At 35.7% G+C, this 16,554-nt stretch carries 16 protein-coding genes; 5 read left to right on the top strand and 11 right to left on the bottom strand.

Translation table 11 applies throughout. From position 1 onward, the window contains the following. Positions 1–3 precede the first annotated feature (3 nt). From JO178_RS20630 to JO178_RS20605, 6 genes are all read right to left on the bottom strand, one after another. Positions 4–906 carry a UDP-3-O-(3-hydroxymyristoyl)glucosamine N-acyltransferase gene (locus JO178_RS20630; protein WP_291940071.1) on the bottom strand — a complete coding sequence of 301 codons (903 nt, stop codon included), beginning with the start codon at positions 904–906 and terminating at the stop codon, positions 4–6. A gap of 69 nt (positions 907–975) precedes the next feature. Further along, complete coding sequence (efp, locus tag JO178_RS20625) at positions 976–1,542, bottom strand: elongation factor P (RefSeq protein ID WP_291940070.1); 567 nt, start codon at positions 1,540–1,542, stop codon at positions 976–978. 100 nt (positions 1,543–1,642) lie between these two features. Further along, a complete protein-coding gene (gene lpxA, locus JO178_RS20620; protein WP_291940068.1) occupies positions 1,643–2,437 on the bottom strand; it encodes an acyl-ACP--UDP-N-acetylglucosamine O-acyltransferase in 795 nt (264 codons plus the stop codon). Next, positions 2,438–3,835 carry a bifunctional UDP-3-O-[3-hydroxymyristoyl] N-acetylglucosamine deacetylase/3-hydroxyacyl-ACP dehydratase gene (locus tag JO178_RS20615; RefSeq protein ID WP_291940067.1) on the bottom strand — a complete coding sequence of 466 codons (1,398 nt, stop codon included), beginning with the start codon at positions 3,833–3,835 and terminating at the stop codon, positions 2,438–2,440. It abuts the gene before it with no gap. Beyond that, the gene (gene lpxD, locus JO178_RS20610) at positions 3,828–4,859 is read right to left on the bottom strand and encodes a UDP-3-O-(3-hydroxymyristoyl)glucosamine N-acyltransferase (RefSeq protein ID WP_291940065.1); all 1,032 of its coding nucleotides are present in this window, start codon (positions 4,857–4,859) and stop codon (positions 3,828–3,830) included. Before lpxD ends, JO178_RS20615 begins: the two co-directional genes overlap by 8 nt. A 72-nt stretch (positions 4,860–4,931) precedes the next feature. Beyond that, on the bottom strand, positions 4,932–6,158 hold the full coding sequence (locus JO178_RS20605; protein WP_291940063.1) for an HD domain-containing protein: 1,227 nt from the start codon (positions 6,156–6,158) through the stop codon (positions 4,932–4,934). A gap of 145 nt (positions 6,159–6,303) precedes the next feature. On the opposite strand from JO178_RS20605, the gene JO178_RS20600 reads away from it, so the two are divergent. The 5 genes from JO178_RS20600 to JO178_RS20580 all read left to right on the top strand — a co-directional run bounded on the left by JO178_RS20600 (position 6,304) and on the right by JO178_RS20580 (position 11,662). Next, a complete protein-coding gene (locus JO178_RS20600) occupies positions 6,304–7,944 on the top strand; it encodes a S41 family peptidase (RefSeq protein WP_291940061.1) in 1,641 nt (546 codons plus the stop codon). Between the two features lie 132 nt (positions 7,945–8,076). Next, the gene (locus tag JO178_RS20595) at positions 8,077–9,621 is read left to right on the top strand and encodes a bifunctional response regulator/alkaline phosphatase family protein (protein WP_291940059.1); all 1,545 of its coding nucleotides are present in this window, start codon (positions 8,077–8,079) and stop codon (positions 9,619–9,621) included. Between the two features lie 244 nt (positions 9,622–9,865). Continuing rightward, positions 9,866–10,495 carry an MliC family protein gene (locus tag JO178_RS20590; RefSeq protein ID WP_291940057.1) on the top strand — a complete coding sequence of 210 codons (630 nt, stop codon included), beginning with the start codon at positions 9,866–9,868 and terminating at the stop codon, positions 10,493–10,495. A gap of 112 nt (positions 10,496–10,607) precedes the next feature. Next, positions 10,608–10,901: a YciI family protein gene (locus tag JO178_RS20585; RefSeq protein WP_291940055.1), complete on the top strand. Its 294-nt coding sequence runs from the start codon at positions 10,608–10,610 to the stop codon at positions 10,899–10,901. Beyond that, positions 10,898–11,662, top strand: coding sequence for an exodeoxyribonuclease III (locus JO178_RS20580; RefSeq protein WP_291940052.1), 765 nt, complete (start codon positions 10,898–10,900; stop codon positions 11,660–11,662). The genes JO178_RS20585 and JO178_RS20580 overlap by 4 nt, the downstream gene beginning before the upstream one ends. Positions 11,663–11,730: 68 nt before the next feature. Here the strand turns inward: JO178_RS20580 and JO178_RS20575 are convergent, their stop codons facing one another. The 5 genes from JO178_RS20575 to rfbC form a co-directional block, all read right to left on the bottom strand. After that, complete coding sequence (locus tag JO178_RS20575; RefSeq protein ID WP_034699143.1) at positions 11,731–12,102, bottom strand: septal ring lytic transglycosylase RlpA family protein; 372 nt, start codon at positions 12,100–12,102, stop codon at positions 11,731–11,733. A gap of 696 nt (positions 12,103–12,798) precedes the next feature. Then, on the bottom strand, positions 12,799–13,548 hold the full coding sequence (locus tag JO178_RS20570) for a hypothetical protein (RefSeq protein WP_291940049.1): 750 nt from the start codon (positions 13,546–13,548) through the stop codon (positions 12,799–12,801). 23 nt (positions 13,549–13,571) lie between these two features. After that, positions 13,572–14,225, bottom strand: coding sequence for a hypothetical protein (locus tag JO178_RS20565; RefSeq protein ID WP_291940047.1), 654 nt, complete (start codon positions 14,223–14,225; stop codon positions 13,572–13,574). A 381-nt stretch (positions 14,226–14,606) separates the two neighbouring features. Next, positions 14,607–15,908 (bottom strand): 30S ribosomal protein S12 methylthiotransferase RimO, encoded by a 1,302-nt coding sequence (gene rimO / locus JO178_RS20560; protein ID WP_291940045.1) that lies wholly within the window; start codon positions 15,906–15,908, stop codon positions 14,607–14,609. A 95-nt stretch (positions 15,909–16,003) separates the two neighbouring features. Beyond that, positions 16,004–16,549, bottom strand: a complete 546-nt coding sequence (gene rfbC, locus JO178_RS20555; RefSeq protein ID WP_291940043.1) for a dTDP-4-dehydrorhamnose 3,5-epimerase — start codon at positions 16,547–16,549, stop codon at positions 16,004–16,006. Positions 16,550–16,554 lie beyond the last annotated feature (5 nt).

The following is a 16,554-nucleotide window of genomic DNA, read 5'->3' as shown; positions in this document are numbered from 1 at the left end:
TGTTTATTTGAGATTTCTCAGTTTTACTTCTTTTTTCAGATAAGTTCTGAACTCTTCGGCCAAAAGTCCAAAGTATGTTCCTTTTTCAAGGTCTCTGTTGACTCCGGCCTTTGCAAGAAGCACAGTTCCTTTAGCTATTCTGATACCTGATGCGATACCGGCCTGCCCCCAAATTGTCACCTCATCTTCAATAATACAGCATCCTGCAATTCCCACCTGTGATGCGATAAGGCATTTTTTTCCTATTACCGTATCGTGTCCTATCTGGATCTGATTATCAAGTACAGATCCTTCACCAATGACGGTAGAATCTGTAACTCCTCTGTCGATTGTACAGTTGTTGCCAATTTCTACATTGTTTTCAATGACAACATTTCCAACGGAAATTAAGCGGTCAAAGTTGCCGTCCAGTTTTCTGTAATAGAATGCATCACCTCCAAGTACTGTTCCTGACTGAATAATAACATGGTCTCCAATCTCAGTTCTGTCTCCAATAACCACATTGGGAAAGATAAGACAGTTCTTTCCGATTTTCACATTATTTCCGATAACTGCGGAAGGATGAATTTTAGTCCCTTCTCCTATTTCAGCATCATGAAGTTCTTCTGTAAAGTTGTAAATTCTGGTAAAATGAGTATTGATCTTATTAAAATCCCTGAAGGGATCGTCCGAAACAAGAAGTGCTTTTCCCTCCGGACATTCCACTTCTTTATCAATTAAAATAATGGTAGCGGCAGAATTTAATGCTTTGTCGTAATATTTAGGATGATTGACAAAAACAATTTCACCTGGTTTTACCATATGAATTTCGTTGGACCCCAATACTTCGAAGTCTTCCGGGCCAATAAATTTTGAGCCTATTAAATCAGCAATCGTTTTAAGCTTTTGCGGAGAATGGAATCTCATAACAATATAGATTTTCTTATAAAACAAAATTCGGAATGCTAGTGCAAACCGAATTGATGTAAATTTTATTTATTCTTTTACTCTTTCTAAGTAGCTACCGTCTTCAGTACTTACTTTAATTCTGTCTCCCGGTTCAATAAATAACGGAACCATAACTCTTGCTCCTGTTTCAACGATTGCGTTTTTAAGAGCATTGGTTGCTGTGTTTCCTTTTACTCCCGGATCAGCTTCGATAACATCCAGAAATACAGACTGTGGAAGTTCAGCAGAAAGAGGCGTTTCATCTGCTTCTTTCAAAATGATGGTTACTTCTTCACCAGCCTTCATAAACTGAGAGTTTTCAATCATTTCTTTATTGATATATAATTGAGAGAAGTCATCATTATTCATGAAGTGGAATCCGTTCTCATCATCATAAAGATATTGGAATTTTCTGGTGATTACCTTTACTTCTTCAATTTTGTGTCCTGCAGAGAAAGTATTATCAATTACTTTACCGTTAGTCACCGATTTTAATTTTGTTCTTACGAAAGCGGGTCCTTTTCCTGGTTTTACGTGAAGAAACTCGATTACTTTATAAATATCATTGCTGTACTCAATACAAAGCCCTTTTCTGATATCGTTACTTGTTGCCATTAATTTTATATATTATCTTTTTTACTTACTCTTTTATCGGACTTCCGGTCAATAGGTGATTCCACTATTCCGTTTTTCATCCTACTGCAATTTTCTTCTGTTAATTGCTGTCTTTGCTTGTTCCGTATCCTTTTACAATACCTCTTGGTGAGTTTTGGATAAATTGTAGAATTTCATCTCTTTCAGCGGTAGGAAGCATTTCTTTTTCAATATATGCCAACGCCTGGGAAACGTTCATTTTCATTTGGAAAATAGCTCTGTAAATCTTTTGAATTTCAAAGATCTTCTCATTAGAGAAGCCTCTTCTTCTTAACCCAACAGAGTTGATTCCCGCATAAGAGATCGGGTCTCTTGCTACTTTTACGTAAGGGGGAATATCTTTTCTGATCAGAGATCCTCCGGAGATCATGGTATGTTTTCCGATTTTACCAAACTGCTGAACCGCGGATAATCCTCCCATAACGGTAAAATCACCGATTTCCACATGTCCTGCAATACCGCAACCATTTGCAATAATCACATTATCTCCTATGATACAGTCATGAGCAACGTGTGAAGTAGCCATGATCAGGCAGTTACTGCCTATTTTTGTATATCCTAGTGCCTTGGTCCCTCTATTTACTGTTACACATTCTCTTAAAGTGGTGTTATCCCCGATAATGGTTTGTGTATCCTCTCCATCGAACTTCAAGTCCTGAGGGATTGCAGAAATCACAGTACCCGGAAATATTTTACAGTCTTTTCCGATTCTTGCTCCTTCCATGATGGTAACGTTTGGCCCAATCCATGTTCCTTCTCCAATTTCTACGTCCCCTGCAATTGTAGTAAAAGGTTCTACAATTACGTTTTTGCTGATTTTTGCGCGTTTATCTACGGCTGCTAATTGATGAATCATTTAATCAACTTTATTTTTTGCAACTTGAGCCATAAGCTCTGCTTCTACTGCCACTGTATCTCCTACATATCCGTACCCCTGCATATGAACAATACCTCTTCTTATAGGCTCTATTAATTCAATTTTAAAGATCAGGGTATCTCCCGGAATTACTTTTCTTTTGAATTTCACTTTATCAATTTTAATGAAATAAGTAGAATAGTTTTCAGGATCCGGAACGCTCGCCAATACAAGAATACCTCCTGTCTGAGCTAATGCTTCCACCTGAAGTACACCAGGCATTACAGGCTCTTTAGGGAAATGTCCCACAAAGAAAGGCTCGTTCATAGTAACATTTTTCAATCCCACCACGTGAGAATCTGAAAGCTCAAGAACTTTATCTATCAATAAGAACGGTGGTCTGTGAGGCATAAGCTTCATGATTCCGTTGATATCAAATACAGGTTCTTTCGTCAGGTCAAAATCCGGAACGTTTTTCTTTTTCTGTAATTTCCACTGACGGTTGAGTTTTTTTGCAAACTGGGTATTTACATAGTGTCCCGGTTTATTAGCAATAACTTTCCCTTTTATTTTCACCCCTGCTAAAGCCAGATCACCTATTACATCCAGTAATTTATGTCTTGCAGCTTCGTTAGGATAGTTTAAGTTCAGATTATCTAAGATTCCATTGGGTCTGATAGAAACATTATCTTTACCAAAGGCCTTTTTAAGTTTTTCTGTTGTTTCCGGTGTAAGATCTTTATCTACATAAACAATGGCGTTTGAGATATCTCCACCTTTGATCAGTCCGTGATCTAAAAGCATTTCCAATTCATGCAGGAAACTGAATGTTCTTGCTGAAGAAATTTCGTCTTTAAACTCGGAAATATTTTTAAGGGTAGCATTTTGGGTTCCTAATACTTTTGTTCCAAAATCTACCATGGTAGTTACTTCGTATGTGTCTGAAGGAATGATTGTGATTTCCGAACCTGTAGCCGGATCACTATACGTAAGAACTTCTTTTACAACCAGATATTCTCTGGCCACATTTTGATCCACCACTCCTACACTTTCAATGGCTTCAACAAAGTATTTTGAAGATCCGTCTAAGATCGGAGGTTCGGAAGCATCCATTTCTAACACTGCGTTATCGATATCACAACCTACTAAAGCTGCTAAAAGATGTTCGCAAGTCGTAATTTTTACTCCTAATTTTTCTAATGTTGTTCCTCTTTCTGTGGCAACAACATAATTTACATCTGCTTCTACCTGAGGATGCCCCTCCAAGTCTGTTCTTACAAATACAAAACCTGTATTTTCTTTAGCAGGTTTAATGGTAAGTTTTACTTCTTTACCCGTGTGAAGACCAATTCCAGAAAGAGTTACCTCTTGCTGAAGTGTTTTTTGCATATCACTCATTAGTATTATCTTTTGAGGTATTCTCAAGATTATTTATTCTGCCTACGATTTCAGTAAAATTCCTGAAATGAACATAATTTCTCAAATAGTCATTGTAACTGATTGCTGGTGAACCATACAATGTTTCTTTATCATTAACGCTTGAATTCACGCCGCTCTGAGCCTGAATTTTCACCTGATTTCCGATTTTGATGTGTCCTACGATTCCTACCTGACCTCCAATCTGATTCCAGTCACCAATAGTTGTAGAACCTGCGATACCGGCCTGTGCTGCAATGACATTATTCTGACCAATCTTCACATTGTGTGCAATCTGGATCAGGTTATCAATTTTCGTTCCTTTTCCGATAATCGTAGACCCTATCGTCGCCCTGTCAATACTACAGTTTGATCCTATTTCTACATCATCTTCAATAATTACATTTCCAAGTTGTGGAATTTTTTTAAACCCTTCTGCAGTCGGCTGGAAACCAAACCCGTCTCCTCCTACTACAGTATTGGAATGAATCACACAATTATCTCCAATGATACAATAGTCATAAATTCTGGCACCACTGTCTATTTTACAATTTTTACCAATTTTCACGCCTTTTCCAATGTAAACATGCGGATAGATTTGTGATCCCTCTCCTATTTTAGCTTTCTCCGATACATAAGTAAATGCACCGATATAAGCTTTATCTCCTATCACAGCAGTATCGTGGATAGAAGAACCGTCTTCAACACCTTCTTTTCTTCCTCTCATTTCCTGATATAAATTCATCAGGACTTGAAAAGAAAGATAGGCATCTTTTACTACAATGATGGTAGGGATGTAATTATCTTTAACTAAAAGTTTCTCAGAAACGATGATAACAGAACATTTTGAGGTATCTAAAAAATGAGAAAATCGATCTTGTGCTATAAAAGAAAGATGTCCTGACTCCCCATTTTCAATTGGTGAAACCCCTGTAATAAGCGCATTTTCGTCACCTATTATTTTTCCGTCAATAAAACTTGCAATTTGCGAAGCTGTAAATTCCATATTCTGCAAAGATAAGAAATTCTATAATTTGCAAACATGTTTTAGTTTCGGATCGTAAATTTTAATATTCCTTTAAGAATCTAATTGTGAAATATCTCTTGGAAACATGAGAATATGTCTTGTGGTCTTATTCACCATCAACCCCGATAAAAGCTGATCTTCTGACTCATGAAGCCTTGTTTTTTTCCCATTTTTCTGAAGCAGATAAATCGGTTGTTTTTCTGTGTTATATGGAACGAGTTTTCTTTTAATTTCATGCACCAACTGCTCTCCGTTATCTATTTCGAAAAATTCATTGGTATTCTTTATTTTTTCCTGAATGGTTTTAGGTTCAAATGGATGAGAGGAGATGATGGTCTTCGGCAGATTTCTCTGAATCACACATTTACACCAATATGACAAAATAAAATCATCAGAATTCTGCCATTCTTTCATCGCCTGAATCACGTCATTATCATCAAGTTTTGTAAATCTTTCTATATCTTCGTCAGTAGCCGTACTCTTTCCGCGGTATAAAAAATACTTCAGATTATCGGTTGCCGGAAGCTCAAAACCCTGAGATACCAGATATTTTGCTCTTTCAAGAATTTTAACCAAAAGAAATTCAGCCAAAGCAGAGGTCTTATGGTAATATACCTGCCAGTACATAAACATACGGGCGGTCAAAAAGTTTTCAATAGAATAAATTCCTTTCGCATCAATCACAAGCTCTCCTTCTTCACAAACGTTCATCATGGAAATGATTCGCTGGGTATTGATATTTCCCTCTGACACTCCTGTAAAAAAGCTGTCTCTTTTCAGATAGTCGAGGCGGTCAACATCCAGTTGGGATGAAATCAGCTGATTGAAAAACTTTCTGTGATATTTTCCCTGAAACATTTCAATGGCCATGGAAAGCTGCCCGTCAAATTCATCATTCAGCTCGTTCATTAACAACAAAGAAAGATTTTCATGATGCCAGTCATCCATCAGCATGCTTTCTAATGCATGCGAAAACGGCCCGTGTCCGATATCATGCATTAAAATCGCCAGCATAGCTCCTTTTTCCTCTTCTTCTGAAATCTTAACTCCTTTTTGTTTCAGGGTTTCCAATGCTGTAAACATCAGATGCATCGCTCCTAAAGCATGGTGGAATCTGGTATGTGTTGCTCCGGGAAAAATCAGATGTAAAAGTCCTGTCTGCCCGATCCTTCTTAATCTCTGAAAATAAGGATGTTCAATGATATCAAATAAAATTTCGTGTGGTATTTTGATAAATCCGTGAACGGGATCGTTGATGATTTTTAGCTTATTCTGCATTGAAACGTCAATATTAGTAAACAAAGTTAGGGATTTTAAATTGTAAGTCTGATTAATTTCCCCTTAAAGATCTTACTTAAAGCCAACCTGCTATTGCAGTGGTAATCCGAAAGGTTTATCTTTGAAAGAAAACACAGTAATCTTCATGGGAAAATGCTTATCTTTCTTTATCTTCTTTTTAAGTTTGCATTTCCCGGGTCAGATTTTATCTGAAAATCAGAAATTGGAGTCTCTGTGCAGGGTTTGGGGATTTTTGAAATATTACCATCCTCAGGTAGCTCAGGGAACAATGAACTGGGATCAGCAGCTTTTTCAGAAGATCAATGATCTTGAAAAAGTGAATACCCGCTCAGAATTAAATATTTTATACGCTGACTGGATTGAAAGTCTTGGAAAAATCAACGAATGTAAGTCCTGCTCAAAAGAAGGTGACCAAGTCTATTTTTTAAAAAACTTTGACCTGAGCTGGATGAATGACACCGGTATATTTACAGAAAGTCTAACCCAGGAACTTCATAAAATTCAAAATAACAGGAATACCGGAAGGCATTATTACCTGGGAAAAAGCGGAAGAAAAGTTTATTTTAAAAATGAAAATTCTTATGGTTCTTCATTCACGTCCCGATCAGTCAGTTTATTTGAATTATTCAGATACTGGAATTATGTAGAATATTTTTTTCCGTATAAATATGAAACGGATCAGAATTGGAATGATGTTTTATCAGAAATGATTCCAAAATTCCTTGCGGTCAGTAATGATGAAAATTACCAGCTGACTTTAGCTGAGCTGGTTGCCAAAACGGATGACTCTCATGCTTTTTTATATTCAAATCTGATCAGTCTTAATCAATACGGGAATAAAAAAATTCCGGTGGAATATGTTTATGCAGAAGGAAAACTGGTTATTACAAAAGTGAACAAAAATCGTTTCAATGAGGAGGTTCCTTTATCCATCGGAGATGTCATCTATGATATTAATGGCAAAACCATTCCGCAGATGGTCAATAATTTCAGTAAATATGTCCCGGCATCCAATTCCTGGGGAAAGATAAAGAAGGTGAAAAATCTTTTTCTTTTCAGCAATAACGATTCGGTTTCCGTAAAGGTGGAAAGGAACGGGCAAAATCTTTCTTTTACTTCCAAAACCTATTTTGTAAAAGATATTCTTCGTGAAGCTTCCCTTCCTGTATCCAAATGGAAATTTCTGGATACTAAAAAAAAGATCGGTTACGTTAATATGGGGATCATTGAAAAGGAAGATCTTGATGAGATGTATAAAAATCTACAGTCTACGGAATCCATTATTTTTGATCTCAGGAACTATCCGAAACAAACTATAATGCCTCTGAGTAATTTTATACTTCCAAAAACGACCGCTTACTATCAATTCAATTTTCCGGATACCTCTTATCCCGGAAAGTTTTATAGCAGGACAAATTATATCGGAAGAAAAAACAAAGATTATTATAAAGGAAATATAATAGTTCTGGTTGATGAAAATACCCAAAGCCAGGCAGAAACAACCACAATGATGTTTAAACAGCATCCGAAAGCAAAAGTCATCGGAAGTAATACTTCGGGGGCCAACGGAGATATTATTCTGTTTAAGATTGCCAATATTGAAACCTGTTTTACCGGGCTTGGCGCTTATTATCCCGACGGCCGGGAAACGCAGCGAATCGGTATCATTCCCGACATTATGGTAAAGCCTACCGTGGAGGGTATTAAAAATGACCGCGATGAGGTACTGGAAAGAGCTTTGCTTTATATAAAGACCCATGAATAAATAAAGCAGGAGCATAGAAAATGGCCTCCCATTTTCATTTAACTAATATTTAACTTTTAATCTTTCGATTTTGTGAGATTTTAAAAGGATTTGGTCAAAATTTTGATACAATAATCATGTAAAAAATAAATTATGTCAGAAAAGATATTATGGATCGATGATGAAATAGATTTACTTAAACCTCATATCGTATTTTTAGAAAAAAAGGGCTACCAGGTAACCCCGGTTAATAATGTGAATGAGGCGTTGGAACTTATGGATTCAGAGAAATTCGCATTAACATTAATTGATGAAAATATGCCCGGAATTTCCGGATTGGAAGCAATTCCTATGATTAAGGAAAAAGACAATTCCCTGAAAATAGTAATGGTAACTAAAAGTGAGGAAGAGCATATTATGGAAGAGGCTATCGGTTCCCAGATTGCCGATTACATCCTGAAACCTGTGAATCCTAATCAGATTTTGCTTTCATTAAAGAAAAATCTTCAACAGGATAATCTTGTTGAGCAAAAAACGATTTTACAATACCAGCAGGAATTCAGAAACCTCTCTATGGAGCTTTCTTACCTGAAGACTTATCAGGAGTGGGCAGAATATTATAAGAAAATTCTAAGCTGGGAAATTAAGTTTGATAAAGTAGCGGATAATGAATTTGCAGATCTGCTGCAATCCCAAAAAGAAGAAGCTAATATTCAGTTTGCCAAATTTATTGAGAAAAATTATGAGAACTGGCTTACAGATTCCGATAAACCAATGATGAGCCATACTCTTTTCAAAGAGAAGGTAAAACCGGAAGTAGAAAAAGAAAAAGTACTTCTTCTGATGATCGATAATCTTCGCTATGATCAATGGAAAGTGGTAGAACCTTTGTTTACAAAATACTACAATAAAATTTCTGAAGATTATTATTACAGTATTCTTCCGACAGCTACCCAATATGCAAGGAATTCTTTTTTTGCGGGTCTGATGCCTTCCGAAATTGAAAAACGTTTTCCCAACAAATGGTTTAATGATAATGAAGAAGGAAATAAAAATGAATTTGAGCGGGACTTCCTGGAAGATCAGATGAAAAGAATCGGAATAGGATCCAAATCTATGAAATACCTGAAAGTATTAAATGCTGATTTTGAAAGAAAGATTTATGATGACTTCAATCAGCATAAAAACAATGACCTTCTGGTTATTGTATATAATTTCATTGATATTCTGTCACATGCTAAAACAGACAATCATATTGTAGATCAGCTCATCCGTGATGATAAAACCTTCCGTTCTTTAACATTTAACTGGTTTGAAAATTCTTCTTTGATGAAAATTATCAAAGCGGCTGCAGAAAACGGTTATAAACTTGTGATCACTACCGATCACGGAACCGTATACGTAAAAAAACCGAGTAAAGTGGTGGGAGACAGAGAAACATCAACCAATATTCGTTATAAAACGGGGAAAAGTTTAACGTATGATGACGGCGATGTCTGGGCCATCACCAACCCTGAGAAACTATTTCTTCCTAAAGGAAATTTAAGTTCAAAATATATTTTTGCCAAAAACAATATTTTTCTGGCTTATCCTAAGAATTACAATCACTTTGTAAATTATTATAAAGAGACTTATCAGCATGGTGGAATTTCACTGGAAGAGTGTATTATTCCGATCAGTATTTTAGAACCCAAGTAGTTTTTTTCATAGTTTATTTAATTTTGGGTTTAAAGCGGAAAAAATCATCTGATTTTTTCCGCTTCTTTTTTTCCGGACTTATTAAATTCCTGCAACAACTTGTTTAATTTCCTTCATATAAACATTTCTATTTAAATTTTAAACTCAAATATTTAAATTTAAGTAAAACAGAACTTAATTAACACACATCTATTGATTTATTAATCAACAGTTTGTAGATTTACAACCCATAAAAGATATAATTATGAAAAAAAACATTTTCGGCATCGCGGTACTTACTGCACTGGCACTTACTTCATGTAAGCAGGAAAAGGCAACTCCCGGAGCCTCAACAACTGCTGATTCCTCTATTTCTCAGGAATCTGCAAAAGATTCAATAACAACAGCATCTTCAAATGATATTGTAAAAAGCACATTAAAAGATGCTACAGGAAAAAACCTTGAGGTCACTTTTGATAATACCAAAGATGTGGCGACATTCGTTTTTAACGGGGAAAATCTAGAATTAAAAGGTCAAAAACCGGCTTCGGGAATCTGGTATAAAAACGATCATTATGAGCTTCGCGGAAAAGGAGATGATGTTCAGCTTTCCAAAGACGGTAAAGTTGTTTTTAAATCGGTAACTCCAGCGACGGCTTCTGATGATATCGTAAAAAGTACATTAAAGGACAATACAGGAAAATCTCTGGAGGTAACTTTTGACAATACCAAAGATATGGCGACATTCGTTTTTAACGGGGAAAATCTAGAATTAAAAGGTCAAAAACCGGCTTCGGGAATCTGGTATAAAAACGATCATTATGAACTTCGCGGAAAAGGAGATGATGTTCAGCTTTCCAAAGACGGTAAGGTTGTTTTTAAAAATGTAAAATAGATCAATTCATTTACAAAACATATTACGTGTATAAGCGGAAAAAATCAGATGATTTTTTCCGCTTCTTTTTTTATAGTCTTCAAGAGTTTATATCTTCGTAAAAAATAAATCCATGTTCATTATTTCACTTACATACAAAGTTCCTCTTGATAAGGTAGAAGAATATATTCCTGAACATAATCATTTTCTTGAAAAATATTATAAATCCGGACATTTTATTGTATCCGGAAGGAAGGACCCCAGAACCGGAGGCATCATTATAGCGAATGCAAGCTCCAAAAATGAAGCAGAACAAATGATCACCGAAGACCCGTTTTATGTTCATCAGATTGCAGACTATATGATCACCGAATTTATTCCTTCAAAACATAACGATAATTTTAAATTATTTATAAAAGACGCATGAGATTAATTACATACAATGTCAACGGAATCAGAGCCGCATTTACAAAAGATTTTTTAGGATGGTTAACAACTGCTGATCCGGATATCATCTGTATTCAGGAAAGCAAAGCAGGAAACGACCAGATAGATATCGAAAGTCTCGAAAAATTAGGTTATCACAGTTATTGGCATTCAGCCGTAAGAAAAGGGTATAGCGGGGTCGGAATTGCCTCAAAAATCAAACCTAACCATGTAGAGTATGGTTGCGGCATTGAAAGTTACGATAATGAAGGCAGAATCATCCGTGCGGATTTTGATGGATTTTCAGCGATTTCCGTGTATGTGCCTTCCGCGTCCAACATTGAAAGACTGGATTTTAAAATGCAGTTCTGTCATGACTTTTTAGCCTATATTAAAAATCTGAAAAAAGAAATTCCCAACCTTATTATCTCCGGTGATTTCAACATCTGCCATGAAGCAATAGATATTCATGATCCTATACGTTTAAAAAATGTTTCCGGGTTTCTTCCTATGGAAAGAGAATGGATGACAAATTTTATCAACGAATGCGAACTGATTGACAGTTTCAGGTTATTCAACAATGACCCTGACCATTATACATGGTGGAGCTACCGACAAAATTCAAGGGCCAAAAATAAAGGCTGGAGGCTGGATTATAATTTCACTTCCTATAGTTTAAAAGATAAGCTTAGCAGAGCTGTAATATTAAAGGAAGCCGTGCACTCGGACCATTGTCCTGCTTTATTGGAACTGGATGTATAAATGAAAGTCTAACGGCACACACAAAAAGCCAGCTGAATCAGCTGGCTTTTTTAATTTAAATCATAAATTTAATCGACAATTTCATATTCGACCGGAATAGTACCATGGCTGATATCTCCAATCTCATCGAACGCTGCTTTAGACATGTCTAAAGATCTTGATGAATGGTAAGGTCCTCTGTCATTAATTCTCACTATTACTTCTTTACCATTTTTAAGGTTTGTTACCTTAACGTTTGTTCCAAAAGGAAGCGTTCTGTTTGCTGCAGTAAACTTTGAGTTATCAAAGATTTCTCCGCTAGCGGTTTTTCTACCGTTAAATTTATCGTGGTAGTACGATGCATAACTTGTTTTTTTCGCATCTAGGGCATTGCTCGTAAAAGAATAAACACCCAAGGTTGAAATCATCATTATGATTACGAGAATGAATCTTTTCATCATTTTGAACTTTTATTTGTTTGACGGAGCAAAAGTATCAGGAATCTCCTAAAGTCCATAGCTGAAATGTTAAATAACGTTAATAAAATCTAAAATATATGTTAACAACCTCTGTCATCCCTTATGGATAGGCATTTTAAAGCATACTGTTAAAAAATGTTAAAAAAAATGCTAAAATGTTAATATATTTAACTAATAACTGCATAATTATTAAAATTACATTTTTTAAATCACTGTATATCAGTATTTTACATTTTGATGAAATTCAAAAAAAATTAATTTAGAGTTCATACAAAATCATTTCTTCCATTTATTTGTTAAGATTTTCCATGCTCCTTATTCATTCCTAGGTGATACTAAAATCATTTCAAAACCCCGAGGAGAAAGCCGGATTCATCTCTTTTAATAATAAAAATATTTCTTACTAATCATATAGCTTCTTTAGAATGCTGCTTTTTTTAACTTATATAATGTAGGTTCCAATTTATTTTTTATCATCCTATTTCTGTTTACAGGATAAAAAACAAAAAAGAGGTGATATGTACTCATCATTTTTTAATGGGTAATTAAACATTGTTATGCCTTTTACACTTAGTCTTGCGAATTAAGATATATCCAGACAACAACAATCTTCAGCATACAATAAAAAACCGATGAAAATTAAATCATCGGTTATTATAAGTTATAATTAATTAAAAATTAATTGTTTGTTTTCGTATACTCTACAGTATAGTTGTATGTTCCTGCAGGATAAACTACAGACATACTAGGTGAACCGGTTACAAAAGAACCGTCAGCGGCATATGAATATACACTGTTTGAGTATACATTATTTGTTCCGGACTGATAAATTGTAATTCTATAAAGGCTTCCCGGACTTGCAATTGCAGCTTGATTTGAATATGCTGTAGGAGCTGTAGAAGTTCCGTTAGTTGTAAAGGTTCCTCTCTTAGCATATACCTGATTTCCGTTTACGGAAGTATTCGTAATAGTTTCAGCAGGAAGAATATTTACTTTACCTGCGTTAGGATTGCTTCCAAGCGGTTTCCAAACTCCCGGCTGTACAGCGCTTGCTGTGGCTCCGGTTGGGTTAGAAAAATAATAGAATCCAGGGGTTACAGCTGTTGCAGTTGAAGATCTCTGTCCTGCAGTTAAGGTAGTACCTGTAGCATTATTATAAACAATCATCCCATCAAACCAAGTAGGGAAAGTAGTACCGTCAGCCAAAGTAGTATCGAATTGAAAGTTAACCAAATCAACACTTGGAATAACGACTCCTTTACCTTGGTAAGGACCAGCACCTGATTCGGTACTAAAAGAACCACTAAGGTCGATTGCTACGTTTGAGTTATTAATCGTTGTAGATTGTACACCATTATTAACATTTACTTGAGCATTGACAAGAGAACCGAAAGCTGCAATAGCTAAAAGGCTAAATATGTTTTTCATCTTATTTTGATTTTTAAAGGGGGTTATTTTTGAGGAGATGACCAAACAGTTCCAGTCCAAACGAACTCAATTCCTCTATTTTGGTTAACAGTCAAGTTTCCTAAAGCAGGAGCACCCGCAAAAGTTAATCCAGACGCAGCAGTATTATTATTAATAATTTTAACAACACGGCCAATATCAGCTGCTGTATTCGTCAGAGTAGGCAATGTAATCTGTACACCGCTATTAAAAGTTGTTACAACAACGTTATCTGTTGGTAAAACGGAATATGTAGCAGCATTAACAGTCACTACATTTCCTCTGATCACTTCATACCTTTGAGGGGTTGAAGCACCTCCACCACCTACCGCTACCCAAACTGAGTTTGTAGCGTCATAGTAATAGAACCCAATAGTGTTTACATTTGTCGTTTTAGCGCTTGCCGTACCATCAATAGTTGTTACAAAGGCAAGTGCTCCGTTTTGAGCGGCAACATATACTGCGTCTTTAGCGATTAGCTGAGCTCTTGTTAAGCGAGGGACTAAAACGGCATCAGGTTTTGTAGCATCAGTAGGAGTTCCTACAACATCTAACGTTGCGGCAGGTGTGGTCGTGTTTATCCCCACGCGTCCTTGCTGAGCCTTGGAAAGTGCCGAAAGGCAAACGAGCATAGTTGCTGTTAATAAAAATTTTTTCATAAGTTTTTAAAGATTTTAATTACATTATTTTTCATCAATATTTCCAAAAAGGAATGATGCATCCCAACTTGTGATTATCATCCGAAGCTAATATAAACAAATATTTTTATATTATATTCATACTTTTAGCGTATTCTTAATCAATAACTCACTGAAAGTATATGAATTAAAAATATTACTAATGCCGCAAATTTAAGACATAATTTTCTAATTTTAGGTACTTTATGTCATAAAATTAAAAAATCTTAATATTTAAAAAATATAACCGAATGACAATCAACACAATACATAAATCAACAAAAATACATTTGTGTTAAATTTCATTAATATAAATGTGTTTTTTGTGAAATATCCGGATATGACTTCCTGATTAGCAATTCATTATACCAATTCACCGTACAGGTCAAATTCTTCTGCTGAAGTAATCTTGACTTCCGCGAATTCTCCAATAGAAATATAAGTATCCTCTGCAGAAACCAACACGGTGTTATCAACATCCGGAGAATCATATTCTGTTCTTCCTATAAAATAGTTTCCTTCTTTACGGTCAAAGACACATTTAAATGTTTTTCCGACTTTTTCCTGGTTTTTCTCCCAGGAAATTTGAGATTGCAATTCCATGATCTCTTCAACCCTTGCTTCTTTCACCTCCTGCGGAATATCATCCTCTAATACATAAGCCGTCGTATTCTCTTCATGGGAATAAGTAAAACAGCCTAATCTGTCAAATTTCTGTTCTCTTACCCAGTCTTTAAGTTCCTGGAATCTTTCTTCGGTTTCACCTGGATATCCAACAATCAGAGTCGTTCTGATCGCCATGTCAGGAACTTTTTCTCTGAATTTTGCTAAGAGGGCATCCGTTTTTTCATGGGTCGTACCTCTCTTCATTGATTTTAAAAGATCTGAATTGATATGCTGAAGAGGAATATCAATATAATTACAAACCTTAGGTTCCTCACGGATGATATCCAGCACATCTTCAGGGAATCCGCTTGGAAATGCATAATGAAGACGGATCCACTCTATTCCTTCTACTTTTACCAGCTCTTTTAAAAGATCGCCAAGTGCTCTTTTTTTATACAAATCCAATCCGTAGTAGGTAAGATCCTGTGCGATAAGAATTAATTCTTTAGTCCCTTTTTTCGCTAATTTCTGAGCTTCAGTTACCAGCTTTTCAATCGGGGTTGACATGTGTCCGCCTCTCATCAAAGGAATGGCACAGAACGAACACGGTCTGTCACAGCCTTCAGAAATTTTAAGGTATGCATAATGTTTAGGTGTAGTGGTCAGTCTTTCCCCCACCAATTCGTGCTTATAATCTGCTCCAAGATGTTTTAACAGAACAGGAAGATCTCTTGTTCCGAAATACTGGTCTACATCAGGAATTTCTCTTATCAAATCCGGTTTATATCTTTCGGAAAGACATCCTGTAACGAATACTTTTTCTACTTCACCTCTGTTTTTGGCTTCAACGTAATCAAGGATTGTATTAATAGATTCTTCTTTAGCATTATCAATAAATCCGCAAGTATTGATTACTACAATATCCCCGCGGTCTTCGTGAACCACTTCTTTGCCATTGGCCTTCAACTGGCTCATTAATACTTCAGAATCATATACATTCTTGGAACATCCAAGAGTGACTACATTGATTTTCTTCTTCCCTACAGATTTTGTACGCATCGTTTTGATTTTGAGTGTGCAAAGATACAAAATATTAAAAGAGTACGGATTAAAAAATAAAAACCACTTTAGAAAAGTGGTTTTCAATATTTTATTTAGAAGTTTTTTTCTTTAAAACCCGGGGCATTCTGGTCTTTATCGGAGAGAACAGCATCCTTTTCATCAATTTTCCAGTCTATATCGAGATCTGAATCATTAAATCTTACACTTCCTTCGGATTCTTTGTTGTAAAAATTATCGCATTTATAAGAAAAAACGGCATTAGTACTTAAAACAGAAAAGCCATGTCCAAACCCTCTGGGTACATACAACTGTAATTTATTTTCTGCAGTAAGTTCAATTCCGAACCATTTTCCAAAAGTGGGAGAATCTTCTCTAAGGTCTACCGCTACATCCCAAACACTTCCCTCAAGACATGATACCAGTTTTGCCTGTGCATGTTCACCTTTCTGAAGATGCAGTCCTCTTAATACACCGTATGAAGATTTGGAAATATTATCCTGCACAAAATGTCCGTTCATTCCAGTAAGTTCTTCAAATTTTTTTTCGTTAAACTTTTCGAAAAAATAACCTCTCTCATCTTCAAAAACGGTAGGTTCAATAATATAACAATCTTTAAGTGGGGTTTCTTTAATTTTCATAATGA

Origin of the sequence: Chryseobacterium sp. (genome assembly GCF_019236175.1) — a bacterium.
Lineage (GTDB): Bacteria > Bacteroidota > Bacteroidia > Flavobacteriales > Weeksellaceae > Chryseobacterium.
Note: the sequence above shows the minus strand (reverse complement) of the source record. Positions and strands in the feature narration are given on the sequence as shown.

Bases quoted from the DNA above. Each gene is read 5' to 3' on its own strand.
- JO178_RS20600 (WP_291940061.1), top strand. From the start codon at position 6,304: ATGGGAAAATGCTTATCTTTCTTTATCTTCTTTTTAAGTTTGCATTTC.
- rimO (WP_291940045.1), bottom strand. From the start codon at position 15,908: ATGCGTACAAAATCTGTAGGGAAGAAGAAAATCAATGTAGTCACTCTT.
- JO178_RS20590 (WP_291940057.1), top strand. From the start codon at position 9,866: ATGAAAAAAAACATTTTCGGCATCGCGGTACTTACTGCACTGGCACTT.
- efp (WP_291940070.1), bottom strand. From the start codon at position 1,542: ATGGCAACAAGTAACGATATCAGAAAAGGGCTTTGTATTGAGTACAGC.
- JO178_RS20585 (WP_291940055.1), top strand. From the start codon at position 10,608: ATGTTCATTATTTCACTTACATACAAAGTTCCTCTTGATAAGGTAGAA.
- JO178_RS20580 (WP_291940052.1), top strand. From the start codon at position 10,898: ATGAGATTAATTACATACAATGTCAACGGAATCAGAGCCGCATTTACA.
- JO178_RS20615 (WP_291940067.1), bottom strand. From the start codon at position 3,835: ATGAGTGATATGCAAAAAACACTTCAGCAAGAGGTAACTCTTTCTGGA.
- JO178_RS20565 (WP_291940047.1), bottom strand. From the start codon at position 14,225: ATGAAAAAATTTTTATTAACAGCAACTATGCTCGTTTGCCTTTCGGCA.
- lpxD (WP_291940065.1), bottom strand. From the start codon at position 4,859: ATGGAATTTACAGCTTCGCAAATTGCAAGTTTTATTGACGGAAAAATA.
- JO178_RS20595 (WP_291940059.1), top strand. From the start codon at position 8,077: ATGTCAGAAAAGATATTATGGATCGATGATGAAATAGATTTACTTAAA.
- JO178_RS20575 (WP_034699143.1), bottom strand. From the start codon at position 12,102: ATGATGAAAAGATTCATTCTCGTAATCATAATGATGATTTCAACCTTG.
- JO178_RS20570 (WP_291940049.1), bottom strand. From the start codon at position 13,548: ATGAAAAACATATTTAGCCTTTTAGCTATTGCAGCTTTCGGTTCTCTT.
- rfbC (WP_291940043.1), bottom strand. From the start codon at position 16,549: ATGAAAATTAAAGAAACCCCACTTAAAGATTGTTATATTATTGAACCT.
- JO178_RS20605 (WP_291940063.1), bottom strand. From the start codon at position 6,158: ATGCAGAATAAGCTAAAAATCATCAACGATCCCGTTCACGGATTTATC.
- JO178_RS20630 (WP_291940071.1), bottom strand. From the start codon at position 906: ATGAGATTCCATTCTCCGCAAAAGCTTAAAACGATTGCTGATTTAATA.
- lpxA (WP_291940068.1), bottom strand. From the start codon at position 2,437: ATGATTCATCAATTAGCAGCCGTAGATAAACGCGCAAAAATCAGCAAA.